This window comes from Porcibacter vitabionis (assembly GCF_046263795.1).
Taxonomy (GTDB): domain Bacteria; phylum Bacillota; class Clostridia; order Lachnospirales; family Lachnospiraceae; genus Lachnocurva.
The window spans coordinates 36,711-53,257 of record NZ_JBJYZD010000014.1 but is presented as its reverse complement, the minus strand read 5'-3'; the positions used below and the strand labels follow the sequence as shown (position 1 = coordinate 53,257).

Annotated in this window: 17 protein-coding genes; 2 read left to right on the top strand and 15 right to left on the bottom strand. The window is 42.3% G+C overall.

What is annotated here, in order from left to right:
- Positions 1 to 137: 137 nt before the first annotated feature.
- The 9 genes from ACKX2L_RS10250 to ACKX2L_RS10210 form a co-directional block, all read right to left on the bottom strand.
- Positions 138 to 1,037, bottom strand: a complete 900-nt coding sequence (locus ACKX2L_RS10250; RefSeq protein ID WP_497553200.1) for an AbiJ-NTD4 domain-containing protein — start codon at positions 1,035 to 1,037, stop codon at positions 138 to 140.
- Complete coding sequence (locus ACKX2L_RS10245) at positions 1,038 to 1,226, bottom strand: hypothetical protein (RefSeq protein ID WP_497553199.1); 189 nt, start codon at positions 1,224 to 1,226, stop codon at positions 1,038 to 1,040.
- A 117-nt stretch (positions 1,227 to 1,343) separates the two neighbouring features.
- The gene (gene iscB, locus ACKX2L_RS10240) at positions 1,344 to 2,627 is read right to left on the bottom strand and encodes an RNA-guided endonuclease IscB (protein ID WP_497553198.1); all 1,284 of its coding nucleotides are present in this window, start codon (positions 2,625 to 2,627) and stop codon (positions 1,344 to 1,346) included.
- Between the two features lie 249 nt (positions 2,628 to 2,876).
- Positions 2,877 to 3,050 (bottom strand): BRO-N domain-containing protein, encoded by a 174-nt coding sequence (locus tag ACKX2L_RS10235; protein ID WP_497553197.1) that lies wholly within the window; start codon positions 3,048 to 3,050, stop codon positions 2,877 to 2,879.
- A 14-nt stretch (positions 3,051 to 3,064) separates the two neighbouring features.
- Positions 3,065 to 4,567, bottom strand: coding sequence for a type I restriction-modification system subunit M (locus ACKX2L_RS10230; RefSeq protein WP_497553196.1), 1,503 nt, complete (start codon positions 4,565 to 4,567; stop codon positions 3,065 to 3,067).
- A gap of 3 nt (positions 4,568 to 4,570) precedes the next feature.
- Entirely contained in the window at positions 4,571 to 5,620 is a 1,050-nt protein-coding gene (locus tag ACKX2L_RS10225; RefSeq protein WP_497553195.1) for a Fic family protein, read from the bottom strand.
- Between the two features lie 531 nt (positions 5,621 to 6,151).
- Positions 6,152 to 6,646: a cysteine hydrolase family protein gene (locus tag ACKX2L_RS10220; RefSeq protein WP_497553202.1), complete on the bottom strand. Its 495-nt coding sequence runs from the start codon at positions 6,644 to 6,646 to the stop codon at positions 6,152 to 6,154.
- 30 nt (positions 6,647 to 6,676) lie between these two features.
- Positions 6,677 to 7,225: a DUF1810 domain-containing protein gene (locus ACKX2L_RS10215; protein ID WP_497553194.1), complete on the bottom strand. Its 549-nt coding sequence runs from the start codon at positions 7,223 to 7,225 to the stop codon at positions 6,677 to 6,679.
- Between the two features lie 86 nt (positions 7,226 to 7,311).
- Positions 7,312 to 7,533 (bottom strand): hypothetical protein, encoded by a 222-nt coding sequence (locus ACKX2L_RS10210; protein ID WP_497553193.1) that lies wholly within the window; start codon positions 7,531 to 7,533, stop codon positions 7,312 to 7,314.
- Between the two features lie 1,187 nt (positions 7,534 to 8,720).
- Here ACKX2L_RS10210 and ACKX2L_RS10205 point away from each other — a divergent pair.
- The gene (locus ACKX2L_RS10205; protein ID WP_497553192.1) at positions 8,721 to 10,091 is read left to right on the top strand and encodes a citrate/2-methylcitrate synthase; all 1,371 of its coding nucleotides are present in this window, start codon (positions 8,721 to 8,723) and stop codon (positions 10,089 to 10,091) included.
- Between the two features lie 177 nt (positions 10,092 to 10,268).
- Positions 10,269 to 11,396 (top strand): RNA-guided endonuclease TnpB family protein, encoded by a 1,128-nt coding sequence (locus tag ACKX2L_RS10200; protein WP_497553191.1) that lies wholly within the window; start codon positions 10,269 to 10,271, stop codon positions 11,394 to 11,396.
- A gap of 256 nt (positions 11,397 to 11,652) precedes the next feature.
- Here ACKX2L_RS10200 and ACKX2L_RS10195 read toward each other — a convergent pair whose 3' ends face one another.
- The 6 genes from ACKX2L_RS10195 to ilvN form a co-directional block, all read right to left on the bottom strand.
- Positions 11,653 to 12,009: a DUF1304 domain-containing protein gene (locus ACKX2L_RS10195; protein ID WP_497553190.1), complete on the bottom strand. Its 357-nt coding sequence runs from the start codon at positions 12,007 to 12,009 to the stop codon at positions 11,653 to 11,655.
- 93 nt (positions 12,010 to 12,102) lie between these two features.
- The gene (locus tag ACKX2L_RS10190; RefSeq protein WP_497553189.1) at positions 12,103 to 12,459 is read right to left on the bottom strand and encodes a hypothetical protein; all 357 of its coding nucleotides are present in this window, start codon (positions 12,457 to 12,459) and stop codon (positions 12,103 to 12,105) included.
- A gap of 29 nt (positions 12,460 to 12,488) precedes the next feature.
- On the bottom strand, positions 12,489 to 13,979 hold the full coding sequence (thrC, locus tag ACKX2L_RS10185; RefSeq protein ID WP_497553188.1) for a threonine synthase: 1,491 nt from the start codon (positions 13,977 to 13,979) through the stop codon (positions 12,489 to 12,491).
- Between the two features lie 40 nt (positions 13,980 to 14,019).
- Positions 14,020 to 14,562, bottom strand: coding sequence for a phosphoribosyltransferase family protein (locus ACKX2L_RS10180; RefSeq protein ID WP_497553187.1), 543 nt, complete (start codon positions 14,560 to 14,562; stop codon positions 14,020 to 14,022).
- A 302-nt stretch (positions 14,563 to 14,864) separates the two neighbouring features.
- Entirely contained in the window at positions 14,865 to 15,896 is a 1,032-nt protein-coding gene (gene ilvC / locus ACKX2L_RS10175; protein WP_497551416.1) for a ketol-acid reductoisomerase, read from the bottom strand.
- Between the two features lie 117 nt (positions 15,897 to 16,013).
- A complete protein-coding gene (gene ilvN / locus ACKX2L_RS10170; RefSeq protein ID WP_497551415.1) occupies positions 16,014 to 16,514 on the bottom strand; it encodes an acetolactate synthase small subunit in 501 nt (166 codons plus the stop codon).
- Positions 16,515 to 16,547 lie beyond the last annotated feature (33 nt).

Below are 16,547 nucleotides of genomic sequence, written 5' to 3'. Positions count from 1 at the left end.
AGAATGGTAATCCATCTTTTTCTTCGTTATAGCTAGATGAATCTGGAGACTGTCCCATCGTAATTTTTGCTATATCCTTTAACGCTTTATATTCCATCTATCATCCCTACAAATCTCAATTTGTTTTTCCTTTCTTCTTAATCCGCCGTGACAGCAATCAAATAGTTAATAAAAGCACAACACGATATCAGCATAAATTTTGCCTCTTCAAACGTTGATGATGGACCACCTATATCTCCTGCATGCCTAATTCCATTCGCATCAGATGTATATCCATATAAAATATTAAATGCACTTTTTAAGCCGGAATGAATTATTATCCCATTGTCTTCAAGTTTTTTTAACATCTTTCCTAATGTAGCTTCTTTCCCTGCTACACCAGTTAGTATTTCACACAAAGCTTCTACCGCGCTTATGCTCTCCTTTATAGAATTCTCATAATCTGGTTGGCTTCTATCAGCCAACAACCTGTTAGCTTTCGAAATATGTTCTCGAACAACATCTTCTTTGGTGTTTAAAGCTTGCTTCACAGTATTAACTTCATATTGATCGCTTATAGGAACAATTAATCCATCTACAAATCTATACCCTACATACTCTCTTTCAAAATACATATTTACCGTTTCAAACACAGACGTCTGCATATATTTTCCATTGTATGAATTGTAATACTCATAGTCAGTTTTCTTAAGATATCTATCCCAATACTGAATTATAGCTTCTATAAGCGTAAGTACATCATCATAATCAGCTCGAAGTATAGTCTCAGAAATCATATCCCACAATGATGTATCATTTATCCATGTTCTTATATCTACTGGTTCTGAATAAATATCGCCTACAACGTAACGAAAAAATTCTTGAATATAATCTCTCTGATAATAAATATCTCCATAAACCTCTGAATAAAGTTTATTTAGCATATTTTGAAGTTGGACTCGAGTTCTACTATCAAATTCTTTCAGTTGAATTTCTGTATTTTCAGGTTTAATCCTATTTCGATCTGAAAACCCACCTCTTCTACTAACCTTAGACAATTAAACTTCCTCGCCTTCATTATCATATTCACTTACACCTTCAATTAATCCTGTCACCAGATTCTGAAGTTGTTTTGCATTCTGGGAAGTAATCACCGGCTGACCTGTTCGTGCTTCAATCTCTTTTCTGGCATTGCCGGCAATCGTACCGCCTTCTTGTGCAACCTTTTGATTCTGCTTTAACCCCATTGGATTCGCCGCTTTCGTAAGCTCTGTAGTAGTCGCCTCAGCTAACATATTTAACAAGCCGTGAGCAAGAAATCCCCCACCTCTAAGTGAAACGTAGGTGGCGGGATGAATTGCGATTTACACGGCGTTTCTAATGTATTGCCAATTATTATTGTGTGACAACAATCTCAAGTTGGATATACCTACTTGCTTATACGATTTACCCGGCAAAGTGATATATTCATGATTTTTATTTTTGATGTATGCACCGCCAGAAGTAAAACCTGTAATGTAACCAACCTGACCTAATACAGAAACCTTATCGTTAAGCCAAAATCCTTTGTAGTATGGCGTATTTTTTCTATTACGCTTTTGCGTACGATTCGGCTCTTTACGTCCTTTGCGAGCAGTTGATTCATGTAATGAACGCTTTTTCTTGCGAAACTGTCTTATTAGTAACCACTCATTAGGGTTTTCTTTTATAGCCGTTATACTGCTTATAACAATCGCGTCATTGTAATGAGTTTTCTCTAAGCCAATCTCTTTTCGCTTTGGCGTTGTCTCTGAACCATAAGTGATTATTGCATTAGGATATTTGTCGAAAATCCTTCTACGAAGCGTATTCATAAATGGTGGCTCTTTATACTGCTTTACTTTTTTATGTTCTGCCTGCCACTTGTATAGGATTCCGCCTTTTTTATGGTTTGCAGATGTGTGGCAGTCCGTACATACCGTAATGAGGTTATCCACTCTGTCTGTACCGCCATTGCTGCGATAGATAATGTGGTGTGTCTGCAAAATTTTGCCTTTCGATTTACCGCATACTTGGCAAGTATAATTATCTCTTGCAAAAACAAAATATCTTTCATCAAAGAAACCGTATGTCTGACCATGCTGATAATCTACACCGTGAATATTAGGATTTATCATTTTTGCCGTATCAAATTTACCAACCTCTATATGTAAAATAGGATTTGGCACCAATGCAGAAAATCTGTCTATCCACATAAATGTGTGATTGATTCTGTTCTGTAAACTAGGCGGCAGCCATTTATCTGTATGTTTACGGTTTAGAAAACGTGGCTTACGATACCTGCATTTACGGTTTCTACGGCCTCTACGATACATACGCTTAGTATCAAGATTAGAACTAACGTCCTGTCTTAATTCTATCTCTGCCTTGTAGAATACTTTGTCCTCTGATGTAATAGCGATACCGATATGCTTGGCTCCCGTATCTACACCAATATGACAATCCTGTTTGGTTTCTCCAGTTGCGTAAGTCAACTGAATCGTAAAAGGATTGTATTTATGGATTACCGCCTTACCTTCTTTTAGAAGAATACGGGCTTTTCTTTGACTGCAAGGCATAAGTGGTTCACCTCGCATATTGAGTACGAATACTCTGTTTCCTTGCTGCATTACTTCTTCCTTTGATACCTACTCACAAGTGGTATCCCTTTCGTATGAAAGTTTGTTTCCCTTCGCCAATGTTATAAATGCTTGTCGTGATCGACCATTTGAGGTTGACTGTTCCTACCCATCAGAACTGTTTACAGAGCCTCCACAGTTGCTACGGACTTGGGAACCATCCGTAGGTGTGCTAACACAAATAACGTAGTTCTCTAAGAACTTAGGCTAGTCAATTAGAGCTTTTACAAGCTCCGACCTCTAAGGCGTTAGCCGTAGGTCGGGGCAGTTGACCTTACGCCAATACGCTGTTGGATCTTTACTCTCAGTTAAAACGCCAATCACATCTACAATCGAAAAATACCATTCTTCTTCGTCTTCAACCCACGCTGTCCGAATAGGTTGATCCTCGTACAATTGAATTTTATCTGCCATATACATCCCCCATTTTAGGTATTCAGCAGTTTCTCCAACTCATCCATGTCCTTGCCGATCTCCATCTCCATCTCACGGATATTCGCCATGATTTCGGATGTTGGCGGATACTCTACCTTTTCATACACTACTTCTTTATATTTATTGATAGATAAATCATAGCCATTATCTGCGATCTCTTGCTTCGGAACCATAAATGACTTATCCGTACGCTTTCTATCTACTTCCTTATCCAGGTTCTTGAAACGTTCAATGATATCCGGAATATCATTGTCGCTAATCGGTGTACGTTTATCATCCAAGCTGTAACCATCGGCAGTCATGTCATAGAACCAGACATTATCAGTTCCGCCATGCCCTGTCTTTGTAAAGATGAGAATTGCAGTAGATACACCGGCATATGGTTTGAACACTCCGGATGGCATGGAAATCACGGCCTCTAATCGATTCTCTTCAATGATCTGCTTACGGATGTCCTTATGCGCCTTGGATGAGCCAAAAAGGACACCATCCGGAACGATACATGCACATCTTCCGCCAACTTTTAACATACGAAGGAAGAGAGCCAAGAATAAAAGCTCTGTCTTTTTTGTCTTACATACCTTAAGCAAATCTCCGGAAACAGCATCTGCATCCAAGCTTCCCTTGAAAGGTGGATTGGCAAGTATCAGGGAATATTTATCATGGTCAGGATTCTGGTCTGATAAACTATCACGATATTCGATAAAAGGATTATCAATTCCATGAGTCATCATGTTCATAGCACCGATACGAAGCATAGTTCGATCCATGTCAAATCCATTAAACATAGAATTCATATAGTGTTCTTTTTTATCTTTATCAAAGAAGATTTCTTCTTTCTTTGTTTCCTTTAAATATTCTGCAGCTGAAACAAGGAACCCAGAAGTACCACAAGCCGGATCACAGATTACATCATCAGCCTTTGGATCTACCATCTCAACCATCATACGGATAATATGACGAGGTGTTCGGAATTGACCGTTTCTTCCGGCTGATGCAATCTTATTAAGCAAATACTCATACACATCACCGCGTACATCTGACGACTGTGCGGCATTCATAATTTCATAAATCTCATCCAAAGAATCCACTACCTTTGATAAGAGAAGCGGTGTTGGAAGTTTAAAAATTGCATCATCCATATACTTAGAATATGCACTATTCTTATCACTATGAAGATTCTTAATAAATGGGAAAACCCATTCCTGCATAACGGTATACATTCTTCCAGCCGGAAAATCATGAAATACGGACCACTTCAACTGTGTTCCTTCAATAGAACGATCTCCAATCTTTACTTCACCTGCAAAGATGCTGTGATAAGGAAGTCCAAGCATAGCGCTTTCTTTTTCACGCTTATTATCTACATCATCCAAATCTCTGATAAACATAAGATATGTAATCTGCTCAATTACTTCCAATGGGTTTACCAGTCCACCAGCGGCAAACACATCCCAAAGTCCATCGATTTTATTCTTTAATTCCCCTGTAATCATTTATTAATCCTCCACATTCCATGTATATTTCGTATAACGCCCACCGCCGATTTTCTTAATTTCATTATTCTTTAGAAGTTCTGCCAGTGTTCTCTGAACCGTTGTATCACTGATATCAGGATTCATTTCCAAAAGTTCTGACTTTGTAATCGTTCCGATGTGATTTTTTATAATCTCACGAATTCGATCTGACTTTGACAGATTCGGATTTGTAACAAGATCTACTCTGGACTCGAACTCTTTATAAGCATTTACTATAACTCCAAGCATATAGTTAACAAACGGCTTATAATCATTCTCATTTTCATGCCAGTTTAATGAACTATCCTGAAGGACTTCGTAGTACGTTTCTTTAGACTCTTCTATAATCTTCTCTATACTGATATACTTTCCAACAATATAACCAGACTGATACAGAAGCAAAAGTGTCAACAATCTGCTCATGCGTCCATTTCCATCATTAAATGGATGGATACACAAGAAATCCAGGATAAACATAGCATTTAAAATCAACGGATCCACTTCTCCTTTTGCATCTCGGAATGCTTCACAAAGTGCATCTACAGACTCTGCTGTCTCCCATGCAGGAACAGGACGAAATCGGATTTTCTTATCTCCCTTATCATCTTCTTCCTGAATGATATTGTCTCCCGTCTTAAATACACCGCCATCAACGTTGCCAACAAACTTATATAAGTCACGATGTAATTGAAGAAAGTAATTTGCATTGATTGGTATATAATCATAATTCTCATGGATTGTATTTAACACATCACGATATCCAGCAATTTCAGATTCATCTCTGTTTCGCGGAGTTGTTTTCTCCAGAACCAGATTCTTCAATCGATCGTCTGCTGTAGAAATACCCTCTATTCTATTAGAAGCCTCTGTACTCTGAATCTTAGCAATCTCAACAAGTTCTTTTAACTCATCTTTGTGAGCTTCAATAAATAGTCTCTGCTCACCTTTGTATTCACTAATCAGAGTTAGCTTCTTTACAATTTCCGGAGTTAATAGCTTTTGCCATTTATCTCTGTAATTATAATCTCTCATCTAATTACCTCATTTAATTTTTAATTTAGTCATATATTATTCATATGACATAATTGGTACGTTCTAAGTATGCTCCAGTTTAATATAGTTGTCAAGCATTTTAATTTGGTCATTTTCAAAATATTTGACTAAATTAAAATGTGGTATGAGATAATTAAAACGGTACAAATAACAACCCCACCAGCCCGTGTCAATCTACAGCACATCTTCCCTGCTTTTGACACGACCCGATAGGGTTGTTTATTGGTAGCCAAGCACACTTAAGATTAAGTGCACTTTGCCATATGTAATTGTATGTCGCATCTCCAAAATCACTATTATTTTGCTGCTTTGTTGAAGAATCCGGAGCCCGTTGAGCATCCTGTCCGGTGCAGCTGAGCCACCATTCCGTTATTAACTGAACCACCATTCCGGCGATAACTGAGCCACTTTTGTTTGAGACCCCTATTAACAGTACCTGTCACCGGCATTTCCAGATAATTGTCGTAGAAGAATTCCCAAATCATAGATTCACCCATTCCAGTACAACTATTAAAGTCCCTGAATCTGGCAGGAACGCATCGTCTCAAGAGCTGCCACATGTTTCTCAGGTGTGACTCCGGCACAGCACTTCGGATCTACAGAGATCTTCACTTCCGGAAGGTATGCTTTCTGAAGCAGTGCGTTGCTGACAACACAGATATCTGTACAAAGGCCAACCAGTTCAATTTCAATCGGACTGGTTTCCGCCAAATGCCTCATTTTCTCCGCCAGCTTCACAGATCCAAAGGTCGGCTTGTCAATGATGTGGTCAGGCAGGAGCAATGCCGATATCTCCTTCCGGATTTCCCATCCGTCTGTTCCTTTGATGCAGTGCGGAATAGGAAGACATCTGCCCTCCTGCGTATCCATATAATCTGCCGGATGCGTATCCCGTGTCGCATACACATTTTCCTTCGGATAGCTCTGTATCTTCTCAATAACAGCAGGAACGATTGCAGCGGCCTCTTTTGTTCCAAGAGCTCCATCAATAAAGTCATTCTGCATCCACAACAATGAGAATCTTCTTCGTATCCATCAGCGTTTCTTCTCCCTGCTTTCTCTGATGCGGCGTTCTTCCATATAAGCTTCGTGCTCTCTTTTCGACATGCATACCGGTCCGATGGGTGTGTCATAAATCTTCCGATCACCCAGTTCCGGTGGGATCTCATTCTGAAGAATCTCCAGAGTTTTCTGATCTCTCCGACCATGATAGAATTTTTCGATTACCTTTGGAAAGACTTGGTTCTCTGGATCCGCCTGCTCAAACAACGTCATGCAGGACAATAATTTCATGTCATCTGGGCTCCCGAAAACTGCGTGCGGATCGTCTGTCTTCAAGGCAAGCAGCGTTTTGCAAATCTCATTCAGGTTCTTCCCAAGTATCGGATCCTTCAGGAAGTCCCTTGCCTCCTGCAAATCCTTGATTGCATAATACTGGGAAATACTGCTGAAACCCAACCCATGAATCTGAGGGAAGATGTACCACATCCAGTGGGTTTCTTTTCTTCCGTTTTTGATCTCTACAAGGGCCTGCTGATAGTCCCGTTCTTGAGCATCACGGAAATGGTTTAAATCTTTTTCCAACGTTATTTCTCCAATAAAACTTTGTCTCTGAAATGCTGACTCAAGGCAATCATCAGAAATCCCTTCTGGCATCATCCTATCCTCCGTTATGACGCCGCACTGACGATCAGTGCGATCACTCCGATGACCAGAACAATCGGAATCGCATACAGTGCCAGTCCGAACAGCGTTACCGCAAGTCCTGCCAGGATCAGCCATCCGATGATGCCAAGAACTCCTCCAAGGATCTTCCCGGCAGCGTGGAACACAACGCCTGTCAGCTTAAAAAGCCCGACCACGATAAATATCAGTACCAGAAGACTCAACATTTTTCTTTACCTCTTTCTCTTCATTGACAACTTCAGAACGAAAATATGATGCATTCTCAACTCCGATTTTTCTGCTGTACTCAGGCTTGATCATCCATCTTTGTGAGCAGCCTTGCCATCGCCAGAACTTCCTCTGGCTGGACCGAAGATCTTCCGCTCTCGAACTTCTCAATCCGGCTGTCGGAGACAAATCCATTGCTTTGGAAGCTTCCTCCCTGGTCATTCCAGCTTCTTCCCGGCAGATCAGGTAAATGCTCTTGTTCTCTTTTGTCGATTTCTTTCCCAAATTCAGGTCCTTCCAAGAAAAAAAGGGCATGAAGTTCATCGCTTCATGCCCGAAAACCCAATTGTCTTATGAAGCCAAATGTTCTTACTCCTTTGGCTTCAATCATATCATCTTTACGTATATTTGACTACTGTTCACGTTTTTATGGTGCAATTTCCAACGTATCTCCACATGCCTCGGATCATATGTCCCCACAATATCCTGATCCAGTTCTGTTGTGTAAGAGAACATGTCCAGATTCTTATACTGTCTCGTCGACATACCAGACCACGCTCTTGTGACTTCATCTTTGACATCCTGCGCCGTCATTTTCAACCCGTGACAATTTGTCACCAGTTGACCTCCCTCTTCAGAAAGCCTCTGTTTTAGTTTATTCCAGTATTTTCTTGCCTTTTGGTAATCAGTGCTATGTCATAATTAAATATGTACAAAAGTTCCGGAATAAAAATGTACAAATGGTATGATCGTAAAAGCTGATTTAAGGAGGCTTTTCGATGATTATCAAATCACCTGTTACAACGAATACCAGTCTGATTATTATCTTTAAACTGTATTTAAAAATGAATTATTAGTTTTCTGATTATTCAAGTCTTTATTGCGTCAATGTAATAAATTCAGGGTTCGTAAAATGCAGTCTCAGAGCATTGCCCGCTTTCTTCAATGAAGTATTCTTCAAGCAGCTAGAATGGTTCTTGTATTTATGCCGTCAAAATGATAATATGAAAGAAATTAGCCTTTTCGCCAGTTCATTGCATAATTGAAATTTTATTTATGCATTTCATCTGATCACAGGCCGATATTTCAAGGTTCGTCTCAGAGAAAATGCATCTTATCTGATCTGGAATTTCATTTTCATTCGTCCATGGCGATACAAATCTAGAATGAAACGGGAGTGAGTGACGTGGCAGAAGAAAACAGCAAGTATTTTGAAGTTACCCCTGAAATTGAAAATCTGGCCCGGGAAACCATGAAGGCTTCCAAGGTCGACCCCAATTTATATACGGAATACAATGTGCAGAGGGGTCTCCGTGATATGAACGGTAAGGGTGTCCTTGTCGGAATCACCAATATTTCAGAGGTGAATGCAAAGCGGGAAATCGACGGCAAGTCCATCCCGATCCCCGGTGAGCTCTACTATCGCGGTTATGATATTCGGGATCTGGTTCGAGGCATTGGTCCTTCGGATCATTTCGGCTTTGAAGAATGTGCCTATCTCCTTCTTTTTGGTAAGCTTCCAAACAAGGCAGAGTTCCGGGAATTTGAGCGGATCCTGTCCGGCTATCGTTCTCTCCCGCCGAACTTCGTAAGAGATGTCATCATGAAGAAGCCTTCAAACAATTTGATGAACTCTCTGGCGCGTTCTGTTTTAACCTTGTATTCCTATGATGAGAAAGCAGATGACACCTCTGTTGCTAACGTGCTGCGTCAATGCCTGCAGTTGATCGCCGAGTTTCCACTGCTTTCTGTCTATAGTTATCAGGCTTACCGGCATTATTATCAGGATGGAAGCCTGATCATTCACAGGCCAAAGCCGGAGTACTCCACTTCAGAAAATATTCTCCACTGCTTACGGGATGACAATTCCTTTACGGCACTGGAGGCAAAGCTTCTGGATGTCTGTCTGATCCTCCATATGGAACATGGCGGCGGAAACAACTCGACCTTTACCACTCATCTGGTTTCTTCCACTTTGACGGATACCTACTCTGTTATAGCTGCGGCTTTGGGTTCTCTGAAGGGACCTCGGCACGGCGGTGCAAATCTGAAGGTCATTGATATGTTCGCCGAAATGAAGGAACATCTGACCGATTGGACGGACGAAGATCAGGTTGCAGACTATCTCAGAGCACTGCTTCATAAAGAAGCCTTTGATCACAAGGGGTTAATTTATGGTATGGGTCACGCTGTCTATTCTCTCTCCGATCCTCGTGCTGTAATTTTCAAAAAGTATGTGGAACAGCTTTCTGAAGAAAAAGGCTACCAGAAGGAATACGCCCTCTATTGTCTGGTTGAGAAACTGGCTCCGAAAGTCATTGCAGAAGAGCGTAAGATTTATAAGGGCGTCTGCGCCAATGTCGACTTCTTCTCCGGCTTTGCTTATCAGATGCTGAATCTGCCAAGAGAACTCTATACACCGATTTTCGCCATCGCCCGTATTGTAGGCTGGAGCGCTCACAGGCTTGAAGAACTCTGCCATGGTGATAAGATCATGCGCCCGGCCTATATGACCACCCTGCCCCATCAGGAATATGTGCCCATGGATGAGCGTTGAGTACAGGCGGTCAGATATAGCAGCTAACTGTTTCACCAACGCCGCAGGGCAGGAAGCCCCGACTTCTGTAAGTCGTGGGAGGAATGCCCGTTTTAGCGGCGTATTTTCTTTATGTAACATTGTTCTTCGCCATAATATATGATATAATAATTTTGGCGAAGAAAGCAGGTATTGTATATGGAGCAGACAATTACAGCAAAACTTCAGATTTTAGTAAATCCTTTTGATAAGCAGATTCTCTGCGATACCATGAAGGCTTATTCTGATGCTTGTAATTATGTGTCTGAATACATATACAAAACGCATAGCCTTAGTCGTTATAGTGTACAGAAAGATACTTACTATCAAGTCCGTGAAATTTATGGTCTACGTTCTCAGATGGCAGTTTCTTGTGTACGAACAGTTATTGCTAAATACAAGACCATTCTCGAAAATCAGAAAAAGTGGATAAAGCCTGTATTCAGACTTCCTCAATTAGACCTTGTATGGAACAGGGATTATTCGCTTAATACAAAAAACGATATATTTTCTGTTAATACATTGAATGGTCGTATCAAGGTTACTTTCTATAAAAATGGCTTTGAACATTATTTTTCTGACAACTGTAAGTTTGGCACTGCGAAGCTTGTGAATAAACATAATAAGTTTTATTTGCATATACCTGTAACATACGAAATTACCGAACTTAAAAAATCAGAAGTTTCTAATGTTGTTGGTATAGACCGCGGAATCAGATTTCTTGCTGCAACATATGATAGCAATGGAAAATCTGTATTTTATGAGGGTAATGTCGTTAAACAAAAACGTGCTCATTATAAGTCTTTGCGTAAGCAGTTACAGCAGGTCGGCACTCCATCATCCCGTAGACGAATGAAAGCTATCGGTCAGCGAGAAAACCGTTGGATGCATGATGTAAACCATTGTGTATCAAAGGCACTCGTTGAGAATAATCCCGTTGGTACTTTGTTTGTCATTGAAGATTTAAGTGGTATCCGTTCTGCTACTGAAAGAGTTAAGGTGAAAGACCGTTATGTTTCTGTATCATGGTCTTACTATGATTTAGAACAGAAACTATCTTACAAAGCCTTAATGCATCATCAGCTTGTAGAAAAGGTTAATCCTGCTTATACAAGCCAAACTTGTCCTAAATGTGGTCATACAGAAAAGACTAACCGCAACAAGAAAATGCATCTTTTCTGTTGTAAAAACTGTGGTTATAAATCGAACGATGACCGCATTGGAGCTATGAATCTGCATCGTATGGGAATAGAACTATTAGTACCTGATGCAGTTGCTACGGAGTAAATCTCTGCAGTACAGGTACGTGTCAACGTGCCTACGATGTAACGCCACTTTTAGCAGTAATGCTAAACGACTAAATGTGGGAGGATTTATCCGCTATACCACAGGGCAGTTACGAGCTCCGACCTCAAAGCGATAGCTTAGGTCGGGGTAGTTGACACAAATCGAAAATGAGATTTGACACGAAAAACCAAATCATGTTTACTCGGCATTTTCCCCCTATTCGTTTTGAAATACCACTTATTTGCCTTTTCATTCATTAAAGGACACAAGAGAGCAGGGTCAAGATCGCCAGCCCGCCCTGCATCAAAATAATTTTCGGATTACTGGTAAAGCTTCCGTAGAGGGCTACTGCAATAATGTAGATCATGAGATAAATCACTGCGATCTTGCTGGTGAAAGCGAAAACCGCAAGTAAGATCAAGACGCTGATAAATCCATTGTAGACCCCCTGGTTTTTAAAGAGAGTATTAACAGACTTCCTTTTCAATTCTTCTACATCCATGCCAAAAACCTTGGATGTTTTATCTGATGATGTTGCGATGGTTTCCAGGTAGAAAATATAAAGGAATTCTACTGCAACCAAAACTGCAAGGATTTTTGTAATTATTGACATTTGATTTCTCCCTTCTCGACAAACGCATGGTTTCGTTCCCGATCTTCGTATTTTTTCTTTCGAATCCGATCAGAGAACAGAGATAAGGCCTTACTACAAATACTTATCCTTCAATTTCCTCGTATTTGCGGTAAACCAGGTCCAGACTGCCAGAAAGGCCAAAAGTGCAATAACAAAGACAGTCTTGGCCAAACCCTTGTGGATGAAACCGCTAATCAGGCCAATGGCACCTGCAGCCAAGCCAACCAGAGAGAAAATCAGAAGTTTCGGCTGAAGCTCTTCGGCAAAATCTGCTTCTTTGCCCTTCTTGCAGCGCTTCATTTCACTATCATCTATCAGAAGGTCCGGTATCTCTTTGGTCGATTTCATATGGATGGCATGGTAGAGAAGAACCAGACTGATTCCCATGATAATAATGTCGAAAATCATTAAAACAGCTCTAGAATTCATTATAAAATGCTCCTGATCTCTTACATCTCTTATTTTGCCAGAATCTTTCGAATCTCATCCGGCATCTCGGACACTTCGCAAATCGTCGTATGGCGGACAGGCGCATCCTTAATTTCACGGATTGCAGCAGGGATCTCCACATTGGCAATCTTTGACAGATCTTCTGTCAGGTCCAGATCCTCTTTATCCGGCTGATCAGCGCCGATCGCCTGTAAAACGGTACGTGTGAACTTGAAGGGACTTGCTGTAGATGCAATCAGGGTCTTCGTGCTATCCCCTGTCTTTTCTTTATATTTCTCATAAACAGATGACGCTACAGCAGTATGAGGATCAATGACGTAACCGGTATCCTCGTAGACCGCACGAATTTCAGCTGCCGTTTCCTCTTCGCTGGCATAATTCCCATAGAAGTCCGGAACCTTCTTTTTCAAAAGGTCAAGATCAATCTCTGCGATCCCCTTCTGATTCAAATCCTCCATGTCAGCCGAGGTCTTGACCGGATCACGATCCAGAATCTGATAGATCAGGCGCTCCAGATTGGAAGAAATCAGGATGTCCATGGAAGGGGACATGGTCAGATGGAAGTCTCTCCGGCGGTCATAATCGCCGGTACGGAAGAAGTCATAGAGCACCTTATTGCTGTTACTTGCACAGATCAGGCGATCGATCGGCATACCCATCTGCTTGGCATAATAGGCTGCCAGGATATTACCGAAATTACCGGTCGGCACACAGATATTGATCTTTTCACCGGCTTTGATCTCCTCATCAGAAAGTAGCTTGGTGCAGGAATAGACATAGTAGACAACCTGCGGAACCAGGCGGCCGATATTAATGGAATTTGCGGAAGAAAACTGATAACCCATGCCATCCAGCTCTTCTGCCATCTCCCTGTCATGAAAAATCTTCTTGACTCCGGTCTGAGCATCATCGAAATTGCCCTTGATACCGATGACATAAGTATTGGATCCGGCCTGGGTCACCATCTGCTGTTTCTGAATGGGACTTACACCGTCTTTGGGATAGAAGACAATGATCTTCGTTCCAGGGACATCACAGAAACCGGCGAGAGCCGCTTTCCCGGTATCACCGGAAGTTGCCGTCAGGATCACGATCTCTTTATTCAAGCCCTGCTTCTTTGCCGCAGTCGTCATGAGATAAGGCAGAATAGATAGAGCCATATCCTTAAATGCAATGGTTTTCCCATGGAAAAGCTCCAGATAATAAGCGCCATGTGCCTTCACCATAGGGGCAATTTCAGGACAGTCGAATTTCTCATCGTAGGCGCGATTGATGCAGTCATGTAATTCCTCTGCCGTAAAATCTGTTAAGAAACGGCTCAGCACTTCGAATGCAACTTCCTGGTAGGACATCTGTCCCAGCTTCTCCAGGGGCAGATCCAGTTTCGGGATCGCAGTCGGCACATAGAGTCCGCCATCCGGGGCCAGTCCCTGAAGGATCGCTTCCGAAGCAGTTCGCACATCTTGAGCATTTCTCGTACTTACATAGTTGATATCCATTTTCTCTCTCCGTTTTCCTTTTTGTAAAAGTTTTCCTTAATTATAAAATATGATGCACTACACCAAGATCAATGAGATCCCGTGAGACTCTGTTATAATCGGCCCCGATAACAGCAATTCCGGAAACGATCACACCGGCATCTTCCAGCATATTCCGGCAGGCATGAAGGGTCACTCCGGTTTCGATCCAGTCATCCGCGATCAGAACCCTTTTGCCTTCCTTCAGATATGCACCGGCCGCGCTAAGCTTGGTCGGCTCATTCTTGTGGTCAATATAATTGGCAATCAGGCAGTCCCTTGTCTCCAACTCTCCCCCTTTTCCTCGCCGAATCGGGAGAAAACCGACTTGAAGTTCCATTGCCAACTGACTGCCGAGGATCATTCCGAACGGCTCGGGCGCAAGAACCAGGTCTACATTTCCCTCAAAGGGCTCCGCCAGATAGGAGACAACCTCCCGCATCCAGACAGGATCTGTATAAAGCGGCAATAGATCCCTCTTTCCCGCGTGCGCACAAGGCAGAATCTCATGCAGATGTTTCGCCAAATCTTCCCGTGTCTTACCGGATATCTCAATCTCACTCATACAGGCTCCCTCCTTAACCGCAATGATTTTTCTTGAAATGCAGACCGGCTCGTTATGTAACCACTATAACACAAAGGAGGCGGTTTTTGTTTGTCTTTTCCGCATATGGCTTTTCCGCATTTGGCTTTTCCGTATTTGGCTTTTCCGCATTTGGCTTTTCCACATTTGGCTTTTCCACATTTGTCTTTTCATCATGAAAAGATCGTCTTGCTTCCGACCTGCTTATAAAAAAAGTCCCGGAAGAATCTCTTCCGGGACTTTCGATTTACATGAAGCCCATAGAATGAATGAAACTTGTCACATTAGTTGTTGATCAGCTTCTCATTCTCATTGTTCCAGCTGTAAAGCTTACGGATCTCCTTACCGATTGCTTCTGAAGGATGCTCAGCTGCCTTTGCACGCATACCCTCGAAGTGAACACGACCGTTCTTCATATCCTGAACGAAGTCAGAAGCGAAAGTACCATCCTGGATATCAGACAGAACCTTCTTCATAGCTGCCTTGGTATCAGCAGTGATGATCTTCGGTCCGGAAACATAATCACCATACTCAGCGGTATTGGAGATGGAGTAACGCATTCCTGCAAAACCAGACTGATAGATCAGGTCAACAATCAGCTTCATCTCATGGATGCACTCGAAGTAAGCATTTCTCGGATCATAACCTGCCTCGCAGAGAACCTCAAAGCCGGTCTGCATCAGCTTAACAACGCCGCCGCAAAGAACAGCCTGCTCACCGAAGAGGTCGGTCTCGGTCTCAACCTGGAAAGTGGTCTCCAGAAGACCTGCACGAGCTCCGCCCAATGCAGCACCGTAAGCCAGAGCCTTCTCCAGAGCCTTACCGGTAGCATCCTGTTCAACGGCTACCAGGCAAGGAGTTCCTTTTCCTTCCTGATACTCGGAACGAACGGTATGTCCGGGAGCCTTCGGAGCGATCATGGTAACATCGACATATGCAGGAGGAACGATCAGCTTGTAGTTAATGTTGAAGCCGTGTGCGAACATCAGCATATCGCCCTCTTCCAGATAAGGGGCAATCTCTGTCTTGTACATATCAGCCTGCAGCTCATCCGGGATCAGAACCATGATAACATCTGCCCATTTTGCTGCTTCAGCAACAGGAAGAACCTTGAGTCCCTGAGCCTCAGCCTTAGCCTTACTCTTAGAGCCTTCATAAAGGCCGACAACAACATCCATGCCGGAATCCTTCAGATTCAGAGCATGTGCATGACCCTGGGAGCCATAGCCGATCACTGCAATCTTATGACCTCTCAGAGCATCCAGATTACAGTCTTCCTGATAATAGATTCTTGCTTCGTGATCAAGTCTTGACATCTTTTTTCCTCCTGTAGATATAAACTTTCCGTACAAATACATTTTTCGAACAAAATCGGGAATCGAAAGAGTAATCGAAACATTCCTCCGTACGGATATCGTGATCGTATTCTCTACCTATTCAATAAAGAACACGTCATCACTTCCTCGGGTAAGTCCTGTCAATCCGGTTCTGGCCAGTTCCAAGATCTCGTAGCCATCCAGCATGTTTAAAAAAGACACGAGCTTATCCTGATTTCCTGTTACCTGGATCACAAGGGAGTCATGGGTCACATCAACGACCTTGCCATGGAAAATATCCACAACAGACAAAGCTTTCTGCCGGTCTGTATCCACAGCCCGAAGCTTTACCAGCATGAGTTCCGTCTGAACGGAAGCTTCCGGATCGAGGATCTGCACATGAAGGACATCCTCCAGCTTGGCAACCTGCTTCTCGATCTGTTCCAGGATCTGTTCATCGCCGCTTGTCACGATCGTGATTCGTGTGATCCGTGGATCCGCTGTCACTCCGGCGGAGATACTATCGATGTTATAACCTCTCCGGCTGAAAAGTCCTGCTACGTGACTCAGTACAGATGGGGTATTCTCAACCAGTATCGACAGAACCTGCTTTCTCATGCCTCTCCTCTCCTGTTCTCTAAGTATGCTTAG